This window comes from Sporosarcina sp. P37, assembly GCF_002109365.1.
Taxonomy (GTDB): Bacteria; Bacillota; Bacilli; order Bacillales_A; family Planococcaceae; genus Sporosarcina.
In genome coordinates, this window is the sequence record NZ_CP015349.1 from 2,583,621 (window position 1) to 2,601,373 (window position 17,753).

Annotated in this window: 18 protein-coding genes; 12 read left to right on the plus strand and 6 right to left on the minus strand. The window is 46.3% G+C overall.

All coding sequences use genetic code 11. From position 1 onward, the window contains the following. Nucleotides 1–101: 101 nt before the first annotated feature. Nucleotides 102–1,133: an LCP family protein gene (locus SporoP37_RS12970; protein ID WP_085431169.1), complete on the minus strand. Its 1,032-nt coding sequence runs from the start codon at nucleotides 1,131–1,133 to the stop codon at nucleotides 102–104. A 176-nt stretch (nucleotides 1,134–1,309) separates the two neighbouring features. Beyond that, nucleotides 1,310–1,942 carry a YigZ family protein gene (locus SporoP37_RS12975; protein ID WP_085431170.1) on the minus strand — a complete coding sequence of 211 codons (633 nt, stop codon included), beginning with the start codon at nucleotides 1,940–1,942 and terminating at the stop codon, nucleotides 1,310–1,312. A gap of 150 nt (nucleotides 1,943–2,092) precedes the next feature. On the opposite strand from SporoP37_RS12975, the gene SporoP37_RS12980 reads away from it, so the two are divergent. From SporoP37_RS12980 to SporoP37_RS12995, 4 genes are all read left to right on the plus strand, one after another. Then, on the plus strand, nucleotides 2,093–3,241 hold the full coding sequence (locus SporoP37_RS12980) for a sensor histidine kinase (protein WP_196796793.1): 1,149 nt from the start codon (nucleotides 2,093–2,095) through the stop codon (nucleotides 3,239–3,241). Between the two features lie 28 nt (nucleotides 3,242–3,269). Further along, complete coding sequence (locus SporoP37_RS12985) at nucleotides 3,270–3,950, plus strand: response regulator (RefSeq protein ID WP_081244066.1); 681 nt, start codon at nucleotides 3,270–3,272, stop codon at nucleotides 3,948–3,950. 61 nt (nucleotides 3,951–4,011) lie between these two features. After that, a complete protein-coding gene (locus SporoP37_RS12990; RefSeq protein WP_085431171.1) occupies nucleotides 4,012–4,578 on the plus strand; it encodes a nuclear transport factor 2 family protein in 567 nt (188 codons plus the stop codon). A 171-nt stretch (nucleotides 4,579–4,749) separates the two neighbouring features. Then, a complete protein-coding gene (locus SporoP37_RS12995) occupies nucleotides 4,750–5,127 on the plus strand; it encodes a YhjD family protein (RefSeq protein WP_081244068.1) in 378 nt (125 codons plus the stop codon). On the opposite strand, the gene SporoP37_RS13000 is transcribed toward SporoP37_RS12995, so the two are convergent. From SporoP37_RS13000 to SporoP37_RS13010, 3 genes are all read right to left on the minus strand, one after another. Beyond that, nucleotides 5,090–5,626 (minus strand): competence protein ComK, encoded by a 537-nt coding sequence (locus tag SporoP37_RS13000; RefSeq protein WP_081244069.1) that lies wholly within the window; start codon nucleotides 5,624–5,626, stop codon nucleotides 5,090–5,092. The genes SporoP37_RS12995 and SporoP37_RS13000 overlap by 38 nt on opposite strands. A gap of 274 nt (nucleotides 5,627–5,900) precedes the next feature. Then, a complete protein-coding gene (locus tag SporoP37_RS13005) occupies nucleotides 5,901–7,064 on the minus strand; it encodes an amidohydrolase (protein WP_085431172.1) in 1,164 nt (387 codons plus the stop codon). 147 nt (nucleotides 7,065–7,211) lie between these two features. Beyond that, on the minus strand, nucleotides 7,212–7,721 hold the full coding sequence (locus SporoP37_RS13010; protein WP_085431173.1) for an antibiotic biosynthesis monooxygenase family protein: 510 nt from the start codon (nucleotides 7,719–7,721) through the stop codon (nucleotides 7,212–7,214). Nucleotides 7,722–8,015: 294 nt separating this feature from the next. Here SporoP37_RS13010 and hemE point away from each other — a divergent pair, with 294 nt between their 5' ends. From hemE to hemY, 3 genes are read left to right on the plus strand one after another with little or no spacing between them, the layout of a single operon-like run. Further along, nucleotides 8,016–9,059, plus strand: coding sequence for a uroporphyrinogen decarboxylase (hemE, locus tag SporoP37_RS13015; protein WP_081244072.1), 1,044 nt, complete (start codon nucleotides 8,016–8,018; stop codon nucleotides 9,057–9,059). Between the two features lie 23 nt (nucleotides 9,060–9,082). Beyond that, nucleotides 9,083–10,018, plus strand: a complete 936-nt coding sequence (gene hemH, locus SporoP37_RS13020; protein WP_085431174.1) for a ferrochelatase — start codon at nucleotides 9,083–9,085, stop codon at nucleotides 10,016–10,018. Nucleotides 10,019–10,046: 28 nt separating this feature from the next. After that, a complete protein-coding gene (gene hemY, locus SporoP37_RS13025) occupies nucleotides 10,047–11,462 on the plus strand; it encodes a protoporphyrinogen oxidase (RefSeq protein WP_085431175.1) in 1,416 nt (471 codons plus the stop codon). A gap of 273 nt (nucleotides 11,463–11,735) precedes the next feature. Here hemY and yhfH read toward each other — a convergent pair whose 3' ends face one another. Continuing rightward, the gene (gene yhfH, locus SporoP37_RS13030) at nucleotides 11,736–11,861 is read right to left on the minus strand and encodes a protein YhfH (protein WP_081244085.1); all 126 of its coding nucleotides are present in this window, start codon (nucleotides 11,859–11,861) and stop codon (nucleotides 11,736–11,738) included. Nucleotides 11,862–12,068: 207 nt separating this feature from the next. Here yhfH and SporoP37_RS13035 point away from each other — a divergent pair, with 207 nt between their 5' ends. The 5 genes from SporoP37_RS13035 (at nucleotide 12,069) to SporoP37_RS13055 (ending at nucleotide 17,556) form a co-directional block, all read left to right on the plus strand. Continuing rightward, nucleotides 12,069–13,061, plus strand: coding sequence for a lipoate--protein ligase (locus SporoP37_RS13035; RefSeq protein ID WP_085431176.1), 993 nt, complete (start codon nucleotides 12,069–12,071; stop codon nucleotides 13,059–13,061). Between the two features lie 108 nt (nucleotides 13,062–13,169). Continuing rightward, a complete protein-coding gene (locus SporoP37_RS13040) occupies nucleotides 13,170–13,868 on the plus strand; it encodes a response regulator transcription factor (protein WP_081244087.1) in 699 nt (232 codons plus the stop codon). Then, complete coding sequence (locus SporoP37_RS13045) at nucleotides 13,868–14,890, plus strand: sensor histidine kinase (RefSeq protein ID WP_085431177.1); 1,023 nt, start codon at nucleotides 13,868–13,870, stop codon at nucleotides 14,888–14,890. The genes SporoP37_RS13040 and SporoP37_RS13045 overlap by 1 nt, the downstream gene beginning before the upstream one ends. Beyond that, a complete protein-coding gene (locus tag SporoP37_RS13050; RefSeq protein ID WP_085431178.1) occupies nucleotides 14,871–15,650 on the plus strand; it encodes an ABC transporter ATP-binding protein in 780 nt (259 codons plus the stop codon). The genes SporoP37_RS13045 and SporoP37_RS13050 overlap by 20 nt, the downstream gene beginning before the upstream one ends. After that, on the plus strand, nucleotides 15,622–17,556 hold the full coding sequence (locus SporoP37_RS13055) for an FtsX-like permease family protein (protein WP_085431179.1): 1,935 nt from the start codon (nucleotides 15,622–15,624) through the stop codon (nucleotides 17,554–17,556). The genes SporoP37_RS13050 and SporoP37_RS13055 overlap by 29 nt, the downstream gene beginning before the upstream one ends. Nucleotides 17,557–17,753 lie beyond the last annotated feature (197 nt).

Consider the following 17,753-nt stretch of genomic DNA (forward strand, 5'->3'; position numbering starts at 1 on the left):
CAAACCTCCCCCGAAAACCAGTTCAACATCCCCGCGGCCTGCACAATAAATCCGCAATAAAAAAACGATGAAACCCGGTGAGGTTCCATCGCTGACTATTTTTATTGATAAGCCGTTTGGGATGAGGCGGAGGTTTGGTTTATGTCGAGTTCGGTTAAGGAAGAAGAGTCGGGAATCAGGCCGAGATGGGATTTTAGAATTTTCTTTGTTTCACCCAAGCTCTGTTCATCTAGTTTGTAGTAGTAGATGCCGGTGGACATATCGTCATAGCCTTTCAGTGTGAGTGTATCCACTTCAGGAAGTCCGGTCTTTATATATTGGATAAAGGACAGCATTTGTTTAGAAGTCATGTCTGTCTTCATATTCTCCCCGAGTGCGTTAATGACGTCTCCGTATTTGGTAATGGATGTAAGAGATGTGGCTTCTTTGATCATTGCCTGGAGAATCATTTGCTGGCGTTTGCCGCGCTCGATGTCATTGTCGAGTTTGCGTGTTCGTGCAAGGGCCAGTGTGTGGCGTCCGTCCAAACGCTGCAGTCCCGGCATCAGATGGATTGCGTTTTTGTCGTTTTCATCTTTCTCGATGCGTTCGTACGGCACTTCGACTTCGACGCCGCCCAGTGCATCTACGACATCAATGAAAGCGTTGAAGTTCATTTTGACGTAATAGTTAACTGGAATATCAAATAATTCTTCGACGGTATCAATAGATGCTTTTGTTCCGCCGTACGCATGGGCGTGGGTAATTTTGTCTTTGTAATTGACTTGTGGAATATAGACATAGGAATCACGCGGGATGCTGACGAGTTTGATGCTTTTAGCCTTTGGATTTAATGTGGCAAGCACTAGTGCATCGGATCTTCCGTGCTTTTCTCTTTCCAGGCGTGCTTCACTTTCGTCGACGCCGATCAGCAGGATAGAAACGTTATCTTTAGCGGGCTCTACATACATTTCAGGCGGCTCTGATTTTGCAATCGGTTCATAGGAGCGATCGAGCACATGTACCGCCTGATTATGCAATTTGAAGGCGTATGCCGAAATGGCTATTGCAGCGAGGAGGAATGTGAACAAGGCTATTTTAAAGAAGCGCTTCGTTTTCGATCCCTTTTTCCTCTTATATTCTTCTCTTTTCATTTTATACCTCCAGGGAGTACGGCAGGAAGAGCCGTCAATGGCGAATTTATTGAAAGATATACCGGACTTTCAGAAGCAGTTCGGTATAATTTTTTCTGGTAAAAAAATGAATTTGCGCCGTTAGAATGGCGGCATCATCTACTGCCATTATACCCGCTTTTTGATTGGACGTATAGTCAGATGTCGAATTCCAGAAATTCATGACCCGTTATGTCGATGACAGCCTGGCCGTTTGTCAGCTCTGTCATCCAATCGACAAATAACTTCTCGTCTTCTTTCGGAACATATAAAAACAATTCGACGTCCTCTTCATAGACAATCTCTTTTAACGGAAAGGCTGATTGGCGTACTTCGTTTTCGACTTTGCCGAGCCATGTATAGTCAATAGATGTTTTGACTACTGCGTGCAGCTTTCTTTCGACTGCTCCCGTGGCCGCAATGCCTTCAGAAGCTGCTCTTCCATAAGCGCGGATCAATCCTCCGCCGCCCAGTTTGATGCCGCCGAAATAGCGTGTCACGAGAATTACGGTATCTTTCAGCTGCTGTTTTTTGAGAACTTCCAGAATGGGAACGCCGGCTGTGCCTGAAGGTTCTCCGTCATCATTTGCTTTTTGTATATGGTCATGTTCACCTATTATATAGGCAGAGCAATTATGAGTAGCAGTATGGTGGTTCTTTTTAATTTCTGCAATGAAGTCCATGGCCTCTTGTTCTGTCTCGACGCGCTTGACAAATGACAGAAAGCGGGACTTTTGAATAATGAATTCACTTTCACCGTATAATTTCACGGTTTTATAATTAGCTCGCATTTGTCGTTCCCCCTACATTTGTAATATACTTATAATACTTTTACATCATGAAAATGATATACTGTATATGAAGTGTATAAGTAATTAGGCTAAACTGCAATGCTGCTCACTTTGCTGATTTTCTTATAGACAGGTGCGGGAGGTAGTTATTTGAACGAGAAAGCGATTGACATTCAACAAATGGAAAAGATTTTCGGCAACATGGTAAATGTGATGGATCGTTCGAAAAGCGATATCTTCTTAATTAGTGAACAAAGCCGCCGAAGTTATGAAGAAATGCAAAAAGAGCTGGCAGAAGTGAAAGAAAGTATTTCGCATGTAATAACAGAAGGTGATTCCTTAGAAGATATGTCCCGTCATTCGCGAAAGCGTCTGGCCGCAGTATCTAAGGATTTTGTTACGTATAGTGAAGAAGAAGTAAAACAAGCTTACAGTGCGGCAAATGACTTGCTTGTACGTGTCTCCATCAATAAAATGGAAGAGAAGCAGCTTCGCGAAAGGCGGGATGAGCTGGAACGCCGGCTTATGGCGCTGCTTTCTACAATTGAAAGAGCAGATCAGCTCGTTAACCAAGTAACGACTGTGATTAATTATTTAACGTCTGATTTAAAAGATGTGAGCACGGCACTTGAAACCGCCCGCCACAAACAGGATTTTGCGGTCCAGATCATCCAGGCGCAGGAAGAAGAACGGAAACGGCTGTCACGCGATATTCATGACGGACCAGCCCAGATGCTGGCGAATGTTCTGATGCGTTCTGGCCTGATTGAGAAAACGTTTGTCCAGCATGGTCCGGATGAAGCGATGAGGGAACTGGCCTATCTGAAAGAAATGGTCAGAGGAGCATTGTCTGAAGTGCGGCGAATCATTTATGATCTGCGTCCTATGGCATTGGATGACTTGGGGCTTGTTCCGACGTTACGCAAATATTTATCGACTATTAGTGAATATGAGGCGCCGCTGATCATCCACTTCCAAAGCAACGGAGCAGAAAAAAGATTTGCTTCTAATTTTGAAGTAGGGGTTTTCCGGCTCATACAGGAATCAGTGAATAACAGCATCAAGCATGCGAAAACTGATGAAATTTGGGTCAAAATCGAATGGTTGCGCGAAACCGTCAATATTTTAATAAAAGATCAAGGTCTTGGCTTTGACACAAAAGAAGTAAAAGAAAAATCATTTGGTTTAATTGGAATGCAAGAACGAGTGGAATTATTGAAAGGGAAAATGAAGGTATCCTCTAAAATTGGGGAAGGCACTTCTGTTCTTTTTCAGATTCCATTAGATGATGAAATGTAAGTAAGGTAATTACTGGGAGGAATAGCATATGGAGTCGACAAAAATTTTGATAGTAGATGATCACCAATTGTTCCGCGAAGGAGTTAAACGAATTTTGGATTTTGAAGAATCGTTTAATGTAGTAGCTGAAGGAGACGACGGATCAGAGGTGCTTGAGTTATACAGAGAGTACCAGCCGGACGTTGTACTGATGGATATTAACATGCCGCGTATGAACGGTGTGGACGCAACAGAGGAACTCGTAAAAGAATTCCCGGATGCACGCGTTATTATGCTTTCCATTCACGACGATGAGTCCTATGTGACACACGCCCTGAAGACAGGTGCCCTCGGCTATATGCTAAAAGAAATGGATGCGGATGCAATTGTACAAGCCATTAAAGTAGTGGCGAATGGCGGCTCTTATTTGCACCCGAAAATCACGCATAATTTAGTTTCTGAATTCCGCCGTTTGAGCGAGAGAGAACATAAAGGTTCTTTCCAGCAGAACGATATTCGCCGCCCGCTTCATTTGCTGACAAAGCGTGAATGTGAGGTTCTGCAATTGCTGACAGACGGTCAAAGCAACAGAACAATTGGTGAAACGCTATTCATCTCAGAAAAGACCGTTAAAAACCACGTTTCCAGCATACTGCAAAAAATGAATGTAAATGACCGTACGCAAGCAGTTGTCACAGCTATCAAAAATGGCTGGGTAGAAGTAAAATAATGAAATAACATGAAAAAGATCTTTGTGCGCTGAAGGTCTTTTTCTCTACGCGGAGGGACTTATGAAGAAAAAATTAGCAGCGGCATCCATTACACTGGCCCTTGTTTTGGGAGCATGCGGTAACTCGGATGACAAGAACACAAATGCTCCTGTAAACGAGGAACCGGCACCAGGCAGCGGCGCGATCGACCACGGAGTAGATGACAAGAAGGTCGGATTCAGTATGTCCGGTGACAAAGTAGAAGAAGCTGCGGATGTGCCTGAACAAGAAAAAGCCGATATTCTCGCCGCTTTTGATAACTACATCGAAACGCTGAACCAACAGGATATCGATGGGTATCTCGCTACACTTTCTACGGAAGGCTATGATCTTGAAGAAGAGCGTCAGGCGACCGAGGAAATGCTTGCGAATACAGCGATGAAGCGTGAAACGGATAATGAAACGATCGTAAAATACACGGGAGAAAGCGCCCAAGTATTCTCGACGCTGAAAACCACGTTTACGGATAAAGAGTCGGGCGTGGAAAATACACCTGAAGGCCGCCAAGTAACTGTCTTTAATAAGGAAGACGGCGAGTGGAAAGTGTTCTCCATCCACTTTATCGGGGACGAGCCGGGCAACCAGTAATACCGCAGAAAATATAATAAAATTGCAGTTACGTTACTGCATAAGACTTCCGGCAAAACAGCCGGAAGTTTTTTTATGCAAAAAAAGCCATACTGTATGTACTTGCTTTTTCAAACAGAAGTAATTATAATTAGTACAAGAACAAATGTTCTATAAGGGAGGACGATGAGTATGCCTTTGATTCCAGCGGAGGCATTGCCGTATCTAGAGAACTATATTTATTTGCCCATGCTGCTGACAATATTGGAGCGGGATCGGCAATTAGTAGATCAAGTTCCCTTCAAGCTGAAGAGTCCGTATATCAACTTGATCGACGAAACGATGAATACAGTGTCTGCGGATCTGCAGGCAACTGCTCTGTATTTGCGGCGGCACCAAATGAAAGTCATCCGCCGCTCGACAGATGACCTGTTTACGGAATATCTGTTTATCCACGAAGGCTATGAAGACTTGCGCCGCTATTTAAACGTCCGTCTGCGTAACCGGTCGGAAGAACTGCTGAATCAATACATCAGGAAATTGGAGAATCAGAACTTTTCGGCTCCATAATCATATAATAGGAGCTGCGCAATTCTTCCTGTGCATGTTCAAAACGCTGAGACAAAATATGCGACAGCGCCATTTGCCGGTAGACAGTCGCAAGTGACGTATCAAGCGGCATCTGTGTATCGTTCTTCAGCATAACAATTACTCCGTCTTCATGTTGAACCGCATCTTTTACTGCGTGATAAGCCACCCATGAATTTTTATGTAACGTAGGGGACAGTAAAGGGAAGAACAATAACGGCCGATCATTCGAATGAGTGAGCATAATGGGCGGTTTGGGACGGTTTTTCAAATCACTTTTTGAACTGTTGATAATCGATTCGAAATTGGAACGGTAATGTGCGCATGAATCTCTCATAATTTCTAATGGTGTTTTCTCAACAATGAACGTCCGGTCGCTTTCTACTACTTTCGTATAGTACGGATTGGAATGTTGTCCGTGAAGTAATGCAAAAGTATGAAAAGTCACAATGTAAGACGACAGGTAATGTGGATTGGACATGGCGTTCCCTCCCTGTTAATAGGACAATATACGTATTAATTATAATATAGAAAAAACGAAAATCAACAATAATTTTAGAAAACAGTAAATGTTCTGTCACCTGTGGGATATTATAAAAACGCCCGAGGTAAAGGCAGTAAAAATTATTGATTACGGCAGATGCGGTAACTTGCGAACAGCCTTTATCCATTTCGGCCGGAAAAGGTGTGAACACAAGAAAAGACTGAAGATGAAATCCGTTCGGGATTCATCTCCAGTCTGTGTGCACTATTCGTCAGTTCTGGTATTCAAGTGCGGCCGCGCCCAGTGTTTTGGCAGCTGCCAGCATAGCCTGTTCATCTATGTCGAACCGCGGGTGATGGTGCGGAAAAGCATCTTTCGGCCGCGCGCCAGTGAAGAAAAATGTGCCCGGCACTTTTTCCAGGTAGTAAGCAAAGTCCTCTCCGCCCATTTGCGGCTGCATTTGGACTGCGCCTTTTAATTCCGGAATGGATTCCGCCACCTGTTTCAGGAAGTCCGTTTCTTTCTCATGGTTGACCACTGCAGGATAACCGCGGAAATATTCTGCCGTGATTTCGCAGTCATGTGCGATAGCTGTGCCTTTTACTACGCGCTGTATTTCCTGTTCCATCAGATTGCGGACATCATTCGTGAAGGAACGCACGGTTCCGGTCAATACGGCCTGATCAGCAATGACGTTATAGGCATTTTCTGAAACGAATGAACCGACTGAAAGAACGGCTGAATCAATAGGGTTTACACGTCTTGAAACGAGCTGCTGCAGATTGATGACCAGTTGCGAGCCGATGACAATCGCATCTTTTGTCTGATGCGGAGAAGCACCGTGTCCGCCTGCACCTTGAATCGTAATCTTAAAGCGGTCAGCTGCCGCCATGATCGGTCCGTCGGCATAATAAATGACTCCCGGTTCAAAAAGGGACCAGAGATGCGTGCCAAAAATGACATCTACACCTTCCAGGCAGCCATCTTCAATCATTGCGATTGCGCCGCCCGGGGCTGATTCTTCCGCATGCTGATGAATAAATACATATTCGCCGGCCAGCTCATCACGCATTTCATTCATTGCTTTTGCGAGCTGCAGCAGTGTGGCGGTATGGCCGTCATGACCGCATGCATGCATAACACCCGGAACTGTAGAAGCGTAAGGCGCGTCTTTTTGATCCTGAATGGGCAGCGCATCAAAATCTGCGCGCAATGCAACGGTTTTACCTGGCTTCTTGCCCTTTATCTTTGCCGTGATGCCATTGCCGCCCACGCCTGTACGCACTTCCATTCCCAATTGTTTATAGAAATCAGCTATATAAGCAGCCGTCTTTTCTTCTTTAAATGAAACTTCGGGATTCATATGCAGGTAGCGTCGAATCTCTACCATATCACCATAGGATTGCTCTAATTTCTTAAATAACTGCTCTCTCATTTATTCGTCCCCTTTCAAAAAAACAACTAGGTCAAATTTAGTATAACAAGCGAATGATAGCGCGGCAAACTCTGTAATGAGAAATTTCAGACGGCAAAAGTTTTTTACACAGATGAATGCAGAAAAAAAGAGGCTGACGCAAAAACGTCAAACCTCATCTACAGGTGTCTTATAATGGGCGGTGTACGGTGCACTTGAGAAGATATGCTGTGTCGCGCCGCCGGCATCTTTGAAATTCATCGTATTGGACAGCTTATTGCCGGGGGAGTTGTGCCATACTTCATACAATCGCTTGTCTGTCCACTCCGTCAGTAATGTATACGTATCAGAGCCGATTGGACGTAATAAGCGATATGCGATGAAGCCAGGCATATTCTGCAATTTCTCACCCAACTCTTTATACTGGTGCTCGAAAATCGGTTTTCCTTCATCTGTAACAGCAACATTATCCATTGCGAAAAATCCTGGTTCGGTCAGATTGCCGAAAGATCCGGCCACTTCATATTTCCTCGGCGTCTGAAATATGCTTGCACCATTTGTTTCATGGAGCAGCAGCGTGTGGCCGCTGCCGTTCATTAAGAAAATCGATTCACTTTTGTGCTTCTCCTTAATCTTTTCCATAAATTCAAAAGTTCCTGTCGTCATATAAATATTCATTCAAAGTTCCTCCTTTGACTGGCTGCAATCGTCTTTGCATAACAGTATAGCTCTTTTTCAGTGTATGATTCTACACTTAGTAATTCCCCTAAATATCCTCTGTCAAACACGCGTATGGCGCGGGAAATCATAATGATTGTCGAAACGATGGCAGAAGCATGACCGCAGAGAGCACAAAATTATGACAAAGGCGCAATTCACTATACATTGACCTGCCAACGGTTTATTATGAGAAACGTATATGAGCACCGCGAAAAGAATGTTATATAAAATTGGAAAGAGGGATCGCTGAATATGTCAACATTTAATGATACGTTATTGCGTGCTGCGAGAGGCGAGAAGATTGAACACACACCAGTGTGGTTCATGCGTCAAGCAGGACGTTCACAGCCGGAATACCGAAAGATCAAAGAAAAATACTCCTTGGAAGAAATTACGCATCAGCCGGAATTGTGTGCATATGTAACTAAACTGCCTGTTGATCAATATGACGTCGATGCAGCTATTCTATATAAAGATATCGTCACACCGCTAGTGGGAATCGGTGTAGATGTAAAAATAAAATCAGGCGTAGGCCCTGTTATTTCAAACCCTATCCGTTCTGCACAAGATATCGAAAAGCTTGGAGAGTTTTCAGCAGAAGAGCAAATTCCTTACGTAGTAGATACGATAAAAATCCTTACGCAAGAGCAATTGAATGTACCGCTGATCGGATTTGCGGGAGCGCCGTTTACACTTGCGAGCTATATGATTGAAGGGGGCCCTTCAAAGAGTTATAACCTGACGAAATCCTTCATGGTGTCAGAACCGCAAGCATGGTTCACACTGATGGACAAGCTGGCGGATATGACTATTTCCTATATCACAGCTCAAGTGAATGCGGGAGCAAAAGCCGTGCAGATATTTGATTCGTGGGTTGGGGCACTTAACGTGTCAGACTACAGAATCTTCATCAAACCGACGATGACACGTATTTTCTCAGAATTGCGCAAGTTAAATGTTCCATTGATTACATTCGGAGTAGGTGCAAGCCACTTGGCGAATGAATGGCATGATCTGCCGGTTGACGTAGTAGGACTGGATTGGCGTTTGTCCGTAAAAGAAGCAGGCGAACGCGGCCTGACAAAACCATTGCAGGGGAACTTGGATCCGTCCATGCTGCTCGCTGACTGGTCTGTCATCGAAGAGCGTGCAAAGCTGATTGTTGAACAAGGGGTGGAACACGGCAGCCATATCTTCAACTTGGGCCACGGTGTATTCCCTGAAGTACAACCTGCAACATTGAAGCGTTTGACAGCATTTGTTCATGAATACAGTGCTGAATTACGTTCGAAATAAAATCAAATCACGAGGTGAACATGATGACGAAAAAGAAAATGGGCTTACTCGTTATGGCGTATGGGACACCGAACTCCTATGACGATTTAATACCGTACTACACGCATATCCGCAGAGGCCGTCCGCCGGCTCCAGAACAAGTGGAAGATCTTCGCAGCCGCTATGAGGCAATCGGAGGGATTTCACCGCTGGCACGGATTACGGATGATCAGGCGAACGCACTTGGCGCACGTCTGAATGAAGTACAGGATGAAATTGAATTCAAGGTATATGTCGGATTGAAACATATCGCACCTTTCGTGGAAGATGCAGTACAGCAAATGGACGACGACGGCATTGAAGAAGCGGTTTCCATCGTATTGGCACCGCACTTCTCTACGTTCTCTGTTAAATCATACAACGGCCGGGCGAAAGAGGAAGCAGACAAGCACGGCATCCGTCTGACTTCTGTGGAAAGCTGGTACAAGCAGCCGAAGTTTATCGAGTACTGGGCAAACCAGCTGCGTCAAACGTACGGCGCCATGGATGAAGCAGAACGTGAGAATTCATGTTTGATCGTATCTGCCCACTCATTACCGGAAAAGATCTTGGCGAATGGAGACCCATACGCTGATCAGCTGAAAGAAACAGCTGAAATGATCACAGAAGCAGCCGGCGTTAAAACATACGCACTTGGCTGGCAAAGTGAAGGGCAGACGCCAGATCCTTGGCTCGGTCCTGACGTTCAAGATCTGACACGTGATCTGTATGAAACTAAAGGCTATACGTCATTCGTTTATACACCAGTCGGTTTCGTAAGCGACCATTTGGAAGTGCTGTACGATAATGACTATGAATGTAAAGTCGTATGTGATGATATCGGCGCAGCATATCACAGACCTGCCATGCCGAACACAGATCCTTTATTCGTTGATGCAATGGCAGATGCAGTGATGGAGCAATTACAGCAGTCGAAATGAATTCAACAGGATCGGAGTGAAAACGGACATGAGTGAACGAAAGAAAGTGGTCATTATCGGCGGGGGCATCACAGGACTCGCAGCGGCGTACTATATACAAAAAGATGCGCGTGAGCAAGGACTTCCCTTAGACATCACCTTGATAGAAGCATCTATTAAGCTGGGCGGGAAAATCCAGACAGTCCGTCGAGACGGCTATGTAATCGAACGCGGTCCCGACTCCTTTTTGATCCGTAAACAAAGTGTTGACCAATTGGCAAGTGATTTGGGAATAGCGGATCAGCTTGTCCGAAACGCAACCGGGCAAGCATATATTCTTTTGCATAATCATATGCACAAAATACCGGCAGGCGCTGTTATGGGCGTTCCGACAGAAGTCAAACCATTTGTGACATCAGGTCTATTCAGTGTAAGCGGTAAAGTGCGCGCGGCAGGCGATTTGATCCTGCCGCGTTCTGAAGTGACCGGAGACCAGTCGCTCGGTAAGTTCTTCCGCAGGCGCTTCGGCACCGAAGTGGTAGAAAACTTAATTGAACCGCTATTATCAGGGGTCTATGCCGGTGATATCGATCATATGAGCCTGGAATCCACTTTCCCGCAGTTCTACGAAGTGGAGAAAAAGCACCGCAGCCTAATTTTAGGCATGAAAAAAACCACGCCTAAGCAGCTGCCGCAAAAGAATAGCCACAGTTCGAAAAAGATGGGTGCATTCCATACTTTCCGAAACGGGCTGGAGTCGCTGACAGAAGCATTAGAAGAACAGCTGACGGATATAACGGTTATGAAAGGCACGCGCGTCATCAAAGTGGAAAAACAAGGTGACAGTGCCGTTCTGACAATGGGCGATCAGCAGAAAATTGAGGCTGACGCGGTTATTATGGCAACAAGCCACACAGTGGCAAGCCGCCTGTTTGAGCCATACGGTCTGCTGAATGAACTGGGAACGATACCGACTACATCGGTCGCAACCGTAGCGCTCGGCTATCCGAAACATGCAATGAAGAAGGAGATTGACGGAACAGGTTTCCTTGTGCCGCGCAGCAGCAATCACTCCATCACCGCCTGTACGCTCGTCGACCGCAAATGGCCGACAACCACACCTGACGACAAAGTCATGGTTCGTGCATTCGTCGGGCGTGTCGGGGAAGAAGCGATTGTCGACTTGCCCGACAGCGAGATAGAGAAAATCGTGCGCAAAGACTTAGGAGAAATCCTCGGTCTCGAAGGTGAACCGGAATTCTGTATCATTACACGCTGGAAAGACGACCGTCCGCAATACCGTGTCGGTCATAAAGACAAAATCCTGCGCGCAAGAGAAGAACTCCAAAGTGAATTCCCAATGATCCAGCTGGCCGGCGCCTCCTATAACGGAGTCGGCTTACCGGACTGTATCGATCAGGGAGTCGCCGCAAAAGATGAAGTACTGGCAAGACTATTCAGTTAATACAAGCCATACAGCAAGCGCAGTTTACTGACTTGCTGTATGGCTTTTTTTGTTTTGGATTGGGAGTGAAAGGGGTGAAGAGCTGGTGCGTTGGGATGGGGGATTGGCGCAGTGAAGAGTCCTATGAGCGCGGTGCAGCACGACATTAGCGCGTTTGTCACTCGATTCCGAAGCCAAACCGCGCGCTTTCCTCCGCACTGACACCAACAAAAAACTCAATTTTAACGCAAAAAAAAGCGAATATAGGAATATTCGCCGAATGAAAGTTTTAAATTATTTTACGTTGCACTGATCACATTGGTTGGAGTAGCACTCATGCTGCTCTTCGATATCGTTCCCGCATGTCACACAAACCTTCGCCGGCAAGTTTCTGAAAAAATCTACGATGCTTTCTACCATAATAATCAATTCCCCTCTTGTTTGTTGTATAACTCCTTGGTATATACACAGTGTATTATAACAGGTGTCAAAAGTCAACACTTGCTATAAACTTCTGTTAAAATGGATTCAACCCTTTAACGGCGGGATTTATCCATGTTTTGAAGGTTCTAAATTGAAAGAATTCAATAAAAATAAATGTGACAAATTTGTGAGGAGAGAAGAAAAATGAAATTTATCGATAATCAAGGCATCACAGATCCGCGAATTAACCTGGCAATCGAAGAATATGTGCTCAACACAATGGATGTCGACAAAGATTCGTACTTGCTGTTCTATATCAACGAACCGTCCATCATCATCGGAAAGAACCAAAACACGGTAGAAGAGATCAACACAGAATTCGTAGACCGTGAAGGCATTCATGTCGTGCGCAGGCTGTCCGGCGGCGGCGCGGTGTATCACGACAAAGGAAATTTGAACTTCAGTTTCATTACGAAAGACGACGGAGATTCATTCCGTAACTTCAAGAAATTTACGGAGCCTGTAACAGACGCGCTTGCGAAAATGGGGATCAAGGCGGAATTGCTTGGCCGCAATGATATTTTGATTGATGGGCGAAAAATCTCAGGGAATGCGCAGTTCGCAACGGGGGACCGCATGTTCAGCCATGGCACATTGCTGTTTGATACAGATATGGAAGGTGTCGTAAACTCGCTGAAGGTCAAGAAGGACAAAATTGAGTCAAAAGGAATTAAATCCATCCGCAGCCGTGTGGCGAATATTTCTGAATTTCTTGAAGAGCCAATTTCGATAGAACAGTTCAGACAGGAGATTTTGAACTCCATATTCGGCGGAGAAGAAAACATTGAGTATCGTGAATTGACGGATGACGACTGGACGAAAATCCGTGAGCTGTCCGCTGAGCGCTACAGCAACTGGGAGTGGAATTATGGACGTTCACCGAAGTTCAACTTACAGCAGTCTAAACGTTTCCCGGTCGGCGGAATTGATATCCGTCTGTTTGTGGAAAAAGGGATGATGGAAAATATCCAAATTTATGGAGACTTCTTCGGTGTGGGAGAAGTGCAGGAAATCGAAAATCGCTTAAAAGGCGTGAAGTATGAGCGGCAGGCGATTACAGAAGCACTGGAATCGATGGATGTGGAAAAAATCCTCGGCGGCATCAAGCTGGAAGAATTCGTCGGTCTGATTTATTAAGCAACAGCGCATGTCTTGCGGGGCATGCGTTTTTTGTGTGCAGGCGATTTATTTATGTGTGCCCGTAAATGCGCTATAATAAGCATAACTAGAAAGTGAGGGGTTACGGTGAAGCATCGAATATTCATTGTGGAAGATGATCAGAAAATTGCACAGCTGCTGGCGGGAACGCTGGAGAAATATCAGTATGAAGTGGCGATTGTAAAAGATTTTGACCGGGTGGTGGAAGAGTGCGTCGCGTATAATCCGCATTTGGTGCTGCTTGATATTAACTTGCCGATTTATGACGGGTATTATTGGTGCCGGCAGCTGCGGCAGCATACGATGTGTCCGATCATCTTCATTTCAGCGCGTTCGGGCGATATGGATCAAGTATTTGCGCTCGAAAACGGCGGCGATGATTTCATTACGAAACCGTTCCATTATGAAATTGTCCTCGCGAAAATTAAAAGCCATCTGCGCCGGTCGTTTGGGGAATACTCACCGAATCAGTCAGAGCGCGTCATTGTGTCCGGGGATCTGACGCTGTACATAGAACGGATGGCGCTGCAAAAAGGTGAAGAAGATATTCCGCTTCAGAAGAAAGAGTGTGTCATTCTTGAATTGCTGATGGGCGAGTCGCCAAAAGTCGTTTCAAGGGAGCGGCTGCTCGAAGAATTATGGGATGACCAGTCGTTTGTCGATGAGAATACGTTAAATGTCAACATGGCGCGCGTACGCAAGAAATTAGCCGACTATGATGTGCAGTCGTGGATTGAAACCGTGCGCGGCGCGGGTTACCGGTTTGTGCCGGAGTCGGAGGCCTGATGAAAGCATTCATGCTGTTCGTCAAAGAACATATACCGTTTATGCTGTTTCAGATCGGGCTCGTATCATTCATTTTGCTGCTGTACTGGCTTGACGGCTTCCGCAATCCGAACACTGCCATTTATTCAGTGGCAATGGGCATCTTGCTGACGGCAGGGTATCTGGGCGCGAAATACATTATGCGGCGCACGTATTATGCGAAGATCGTTGAGAAGCCGAAGCAAATGGAAAGCGCATTGATCCGTCATATACTGACGCCTGAACACAAACAGACGACGGAATTTATGCGCGAACTATACCGCCTGTACCAGCGGGAAGTGCAGACGCTGTATGATGTGCAAAACCGTCATATGCACTTTATGAATCAATGGGTGCATCAAATGAAAACGCCGATTTCGGTCATTAATTTATTGCTGCAGGAAGACGAAGTGGATAAGAAGAGCATCATGCAGGAAGTGGAACGGATCCAGAATGGGCTCGACATCGTCCTTGTGAATGCGCGGCTTGAAACGTTTGAAGACGATATGCAGATTGAACGGCTGCCGCTTCGCCAAGTGCTGCAAGAAGTGCTCAATGAAAATAAACGTCTCTTCATTGCGAACGGATTATTTCCTGTGCTGAACGTCGACGAGCATTTGACAGTGGCGACCGACCGGAAGTGGATCAAGTTTATGCTCAATCAATTTATTACGAATGCAGTGAAATATACATTTGAAAAAGGCAAGAAAATCCATGTTCAGGCCGTCCAAAAACCTGAAGGACTGTGTCTTGAAATTATTGATGAAGGAATCGGCATCCCGGCATCTGACTTGCACCGCGTGACGAAAGCATTTTTCACAGGTGAGAACGGCAGATTGTCTGGGGAGTCAACGGGGATGGGCCTGTATATCGCATCGGAAGTATGTGAGCGGCTCGGCCATCAATTGACGATATCCTCGAAACAGGGGGAAGGCACGACGATCGCGTTATTATTTACAGACGGAGAGGCGGGTGAACAGCCAGATGACACAACCGATCGTTAAGATGGAAGATGTGACGAAGATCTATGAAGGAAAGGTCATACACCGCGCGTTGAACCAGCTGGATTTCGGGGTGGAGGAAGGCGAGTTCGTTGCGATTATGGGGCCGTCCGGAAGCGGGAAAACGACATTATTGAATCTGCTGATGGCGACCGATATTCCAACGTACGGCAAAATTGTCATTGGCGGCGTGGAACCGGAGACACTCAGTCAGAATGATATCGCGCTGTTTCGCAGGCGGCAGATCGGCTTTGTCTTTCAGGAAATTAATTTGCTGCAAATGCTGACAGTGGAAGAAAACCTCGTGCTGCCGCTGACTCTCGACGGCCTGCCGATTGAAGAAATGAAAAAACGCGTGCAGGATATGGCGCAAAAGCTGAACTTGGAAGATATTCTGGAGCGGCGTCCCGATGAATTATCGGGCGGACAGGCACAGCGCACAGCAATCGGCCGCGCGCTGATCCATCAGCCGGGCATCGTGCTGGCGGATGAGCCGACAGGGAACTTGGATTCCAAGTCCGCAAAAGATGTGCTCGAATTACTCGAACATATCAATTTGCATGAGAAAACAACGATTATTATGGTGACGCATGATCCGATTGCTGCGAGCTACTGCGACCGGGTGCTGTTCATTAAAGACGGCGAATTTTTCAATGAAATTTATAAAGATGAACGCCGGCATACATTTTTCCAGCGCATCTTGAATGTGCTGTCATTACTTGGAGGCAATGTGAATGACTTTTCGACAGTTCGCTTACCGTAACGTCGTCCGCAATCGCCGTGTATACGCAGCGTTTTTCATGGCGAGTGTATTTTCTGTCATGGTGTTCTTCCTGTATTCGATGCTGCTGTTTCATCCGTCGATTGAAAATACCTTCCTGAAAGAGATTTCCGTGCTGGGCATGGGAATTGCGGAAGTCATTCTTTTCATCTTCACGCTGTTTTTCCTGTTCTACTCGATGCGGGCGTTTCTGCAGGCAAGGTCAAAAGAATTTGGCGTCCTGCTGCTGCTTGGAATGGCGAAGCGCCAACTGCACCGTCTCATTTTCATTGAGACGATGCTGCTCGGATTTACATCGATTGTAAGCGGCATTTTTCTAGGCTTCATGTTTTCAAAGTTTTTCTTCATGATCGTCAAAGCGATCGTGCAAATTCCTGTGCTGCCGCTGTATTTGTCATGGAAGCCGTTCGTGCTGACGATGGGTGCGTTCCTCAGTTTATTTGCCATCATTTCATACATCGCACCGGTTTTCATTCAGCAGGGGCAAGTGTCAGATTTGCTGAACGGCGACATGGCGGTAGAGTCGGTGTATACGTATTCAAATCGGCGCGGAATTTTCGGTGTCATCTTGCTGTTGCTTGCATATGCAATGGCGGCACTTGTCTCGCGCTCAAGCATTATCAGTCTGTTTTTCTTGCTGCCGCCGCTCATCACGGTCGGCACGTATTACTTTTTCACAGATACACTGCCGCTCCTCTTGCATGCACTGAGGCGGCAAAAGAAGTTTTTCTGGCGTGATTTTTGGATGATTTCGATTTCAGAAAGCATCGTACGCCTAAAAGAAAATGCCCGGATGTTCTTTATCGTAACGATTGTTTCGACGATTGCGTTCATGTCCGTCGGGATCCTCGCTTCGCTGACGTCATTTGCTTCGCAGTACCGTGAAGTGAATCCGCTCGGGCTAGTCTATAAAAGCCTGCCGCATAACGAATACGAGTATCCGCATATTGCGCAGCTGACCAATGAACTCGAACAGCGCGGACTCGATTACTGGGCAGTGCGTTTCCGCGTGCTCGAACAGCAGTCTTCCTATACGAGAAATAAAGTCAACATCGTCAAATTGTCTGATCTGAATGAACTGGCGATGTCGTTCGGAAAAGAGCCGCTGGCGCTCGAGCAGGGGCATGCGCTGTTCCTGCCGGCAAGTGCGGCAGCTGCGAGCGAACTGTCGAATAAATCGGTGCGGACGAAACTGGCGGAAAGCCAGATCACCTTTGAAATTGAAGGGGTCTATCCGTACAAGCTGTTTCCGCCGAATGCGCTCGGACTTAATACGATTGTTGTAAATCATCTGGATTTCGACCGGGTGGAGGAGCAGGCACGTTTCAGCTCATTGGCGTTTACTTATTATGCGTTTAATGTGCACGACTGGCAGGCGACACAGGAAATTGGCCTGTCCATCAATGCTCAGCTGCTCGCGGGGCTTATGCTTGAAGACCGGGAACCTGTACGTTATGAGTTTGAGAATCCTGGCTTGAGCTATTCGCATATTCGCATGACGTTTTCGCTGCTGTTGTTTATCGGTTTGTTGCTTGCGGGCGTGTTTTTCTTGGCATCGGGGAGTTTTATTTATTTCCGGCTGTATACGTCGCTCAGCCACGACCGGCGGCAGTATGCGGTGCTGCAGCGGATTGGGATGACGGACAGGGAGTTTAAGAAGATTGTGAACCGCCAGCTGATTCCGCAGTTTTTCTTCCCGTGGGGTGTGTCGTTCATTCATAGTGTGTTTGCGTTTTTGGCGCTGCAGGTGATTTGGGATGCGCTGGCGGAGATTTCGATTGTTAAGGAGCTTGCGCTGGTGCTGGCGGGTTTTGCGCTGCTGCAGATTTTTTATTTTTATCTTATCCGCTGGCGGTATATTTCACATATTAAGGCACCTACTTCTTGAGAGTGGGTGTCTTTTTTTGCGTGGAGAGTTAATTAGTGAGTACGAGGGGATGGCAACTCCAGCTGGGGGACGCTTTCTGGAGGGAGGGCGGTGAACCACACCGCTCCGCTTCGCTTCGCCGGGGTGTTTCACCTGTCCCTCTGATCCTCTCAGAGTCGCCCCCAGCTTCCGTTGCCATCCTAATTTCAGAGTGGTGG

Coding starts and splice junctions, on each gene's coding strand:
- SporoP37_RS12985 (WP_081244066.1), top strand. CDS start 3,270: ATGGAGTCGACAAAAATTTTGATAGTAGATGATCACCAATTGTTCCGC.
- SporoP37_RS13000 (WP_081244069.1), bottom strand. CDS start 5,626: ATGTCCAATCCACATTACCTGTCGTCTTACATTGTGACTTTTCATACT.
- hemH (WP_085431174.1), top strand. CDS start 9,083: ATGACGAAAAAGAAAATGGGCTTACTCGTTATGGCGTATGGGACACCG.
- yhfH (WP_081244085.1), bottom strand. CDS start 11,861: ATGGTAGAAAGCATCGTAGATTTTTTCAGAAACTTGCCGGCGAAGGTT.
- SporoP37_RS13035 (WP_085431176.1), top strand. CDS start 12,069: ATGAAATTTATCGATAATCAAGGCATCACAGATCCGCGAATTAACCTG.
- SporoP37_RS12970 (WP_085431169.1), bottom strand. CDS start 1,133: ATGAAAAGAGAAGAATATAAGAGGAAAAAGGGATCGAAAACGAAGCGC.
- SporoP37_RS13010 (WP_085431173.1), bottom strand. CDS start 7,721: ATGAATATTTATATGACGACAGGAACTTTTGAATTTATGGAAAAGATT.
- SporoP37_RS13055 (WP_085431179.1), top strand. CDS start 15,622: ATGACTTTTCGACAGTTCGCTTACCGTAACGTCGTCCGCAATCGCCGT.
- SporoP37_RS13045 (WP_085431177.1), top strand. CDS start 13,868: ATGAAAGCATTCATGCTGTTCGTCAAAGAACATATACCGTTTATGCTG.
- hemE (WP_081244072.1), top strand. CDS start 8,016: ATGTCAACATTTAATGATACGTTATTGCGTGCTGCGAGAGGCGAGAAG.
- SporoP37_RS13050 (WP_085431178.1), top strand. CDS start 14,871: ATGACACAACCGATCGTTAAGATGGAAGATGTGACGAAGATCTATGAA.
- SporoP37_RS12975 (WP_085431170.1), bottom strand. CDS start 1,942: ATGCGAGCTAATTATAAAACCGTGAAATTATACGGTGAAAGTGAATTC.
- SporoP37_RS12990 (WP_085431171.1), top strand. CDS start 4,012: ATGAAGAAAAAATTAGCAGCGGCATCCATTACACTGGCCCTTGTTTTG.
- SporoP37_RS13005 (WP_085431172.1), bottom strand. CDS start 7,064: ATGAGAGAGCAGTTATTTAAGAAATTAGAGCAATCCTATGGTGATATG.
- SporoP37_RS12995 (WP_081244068.1), top strand. CDS start 4,750: ATGCCTTTGATTCCAGCGGAGGCATTGCCGTATCTAGAGAACTATATT.
- hemY (WP_085431175.1), top strand. CDS start 10,047: ATGAGTGAACGAAAGAAAGTGGTCATTATCGGCGGGGGCATCACAGGA.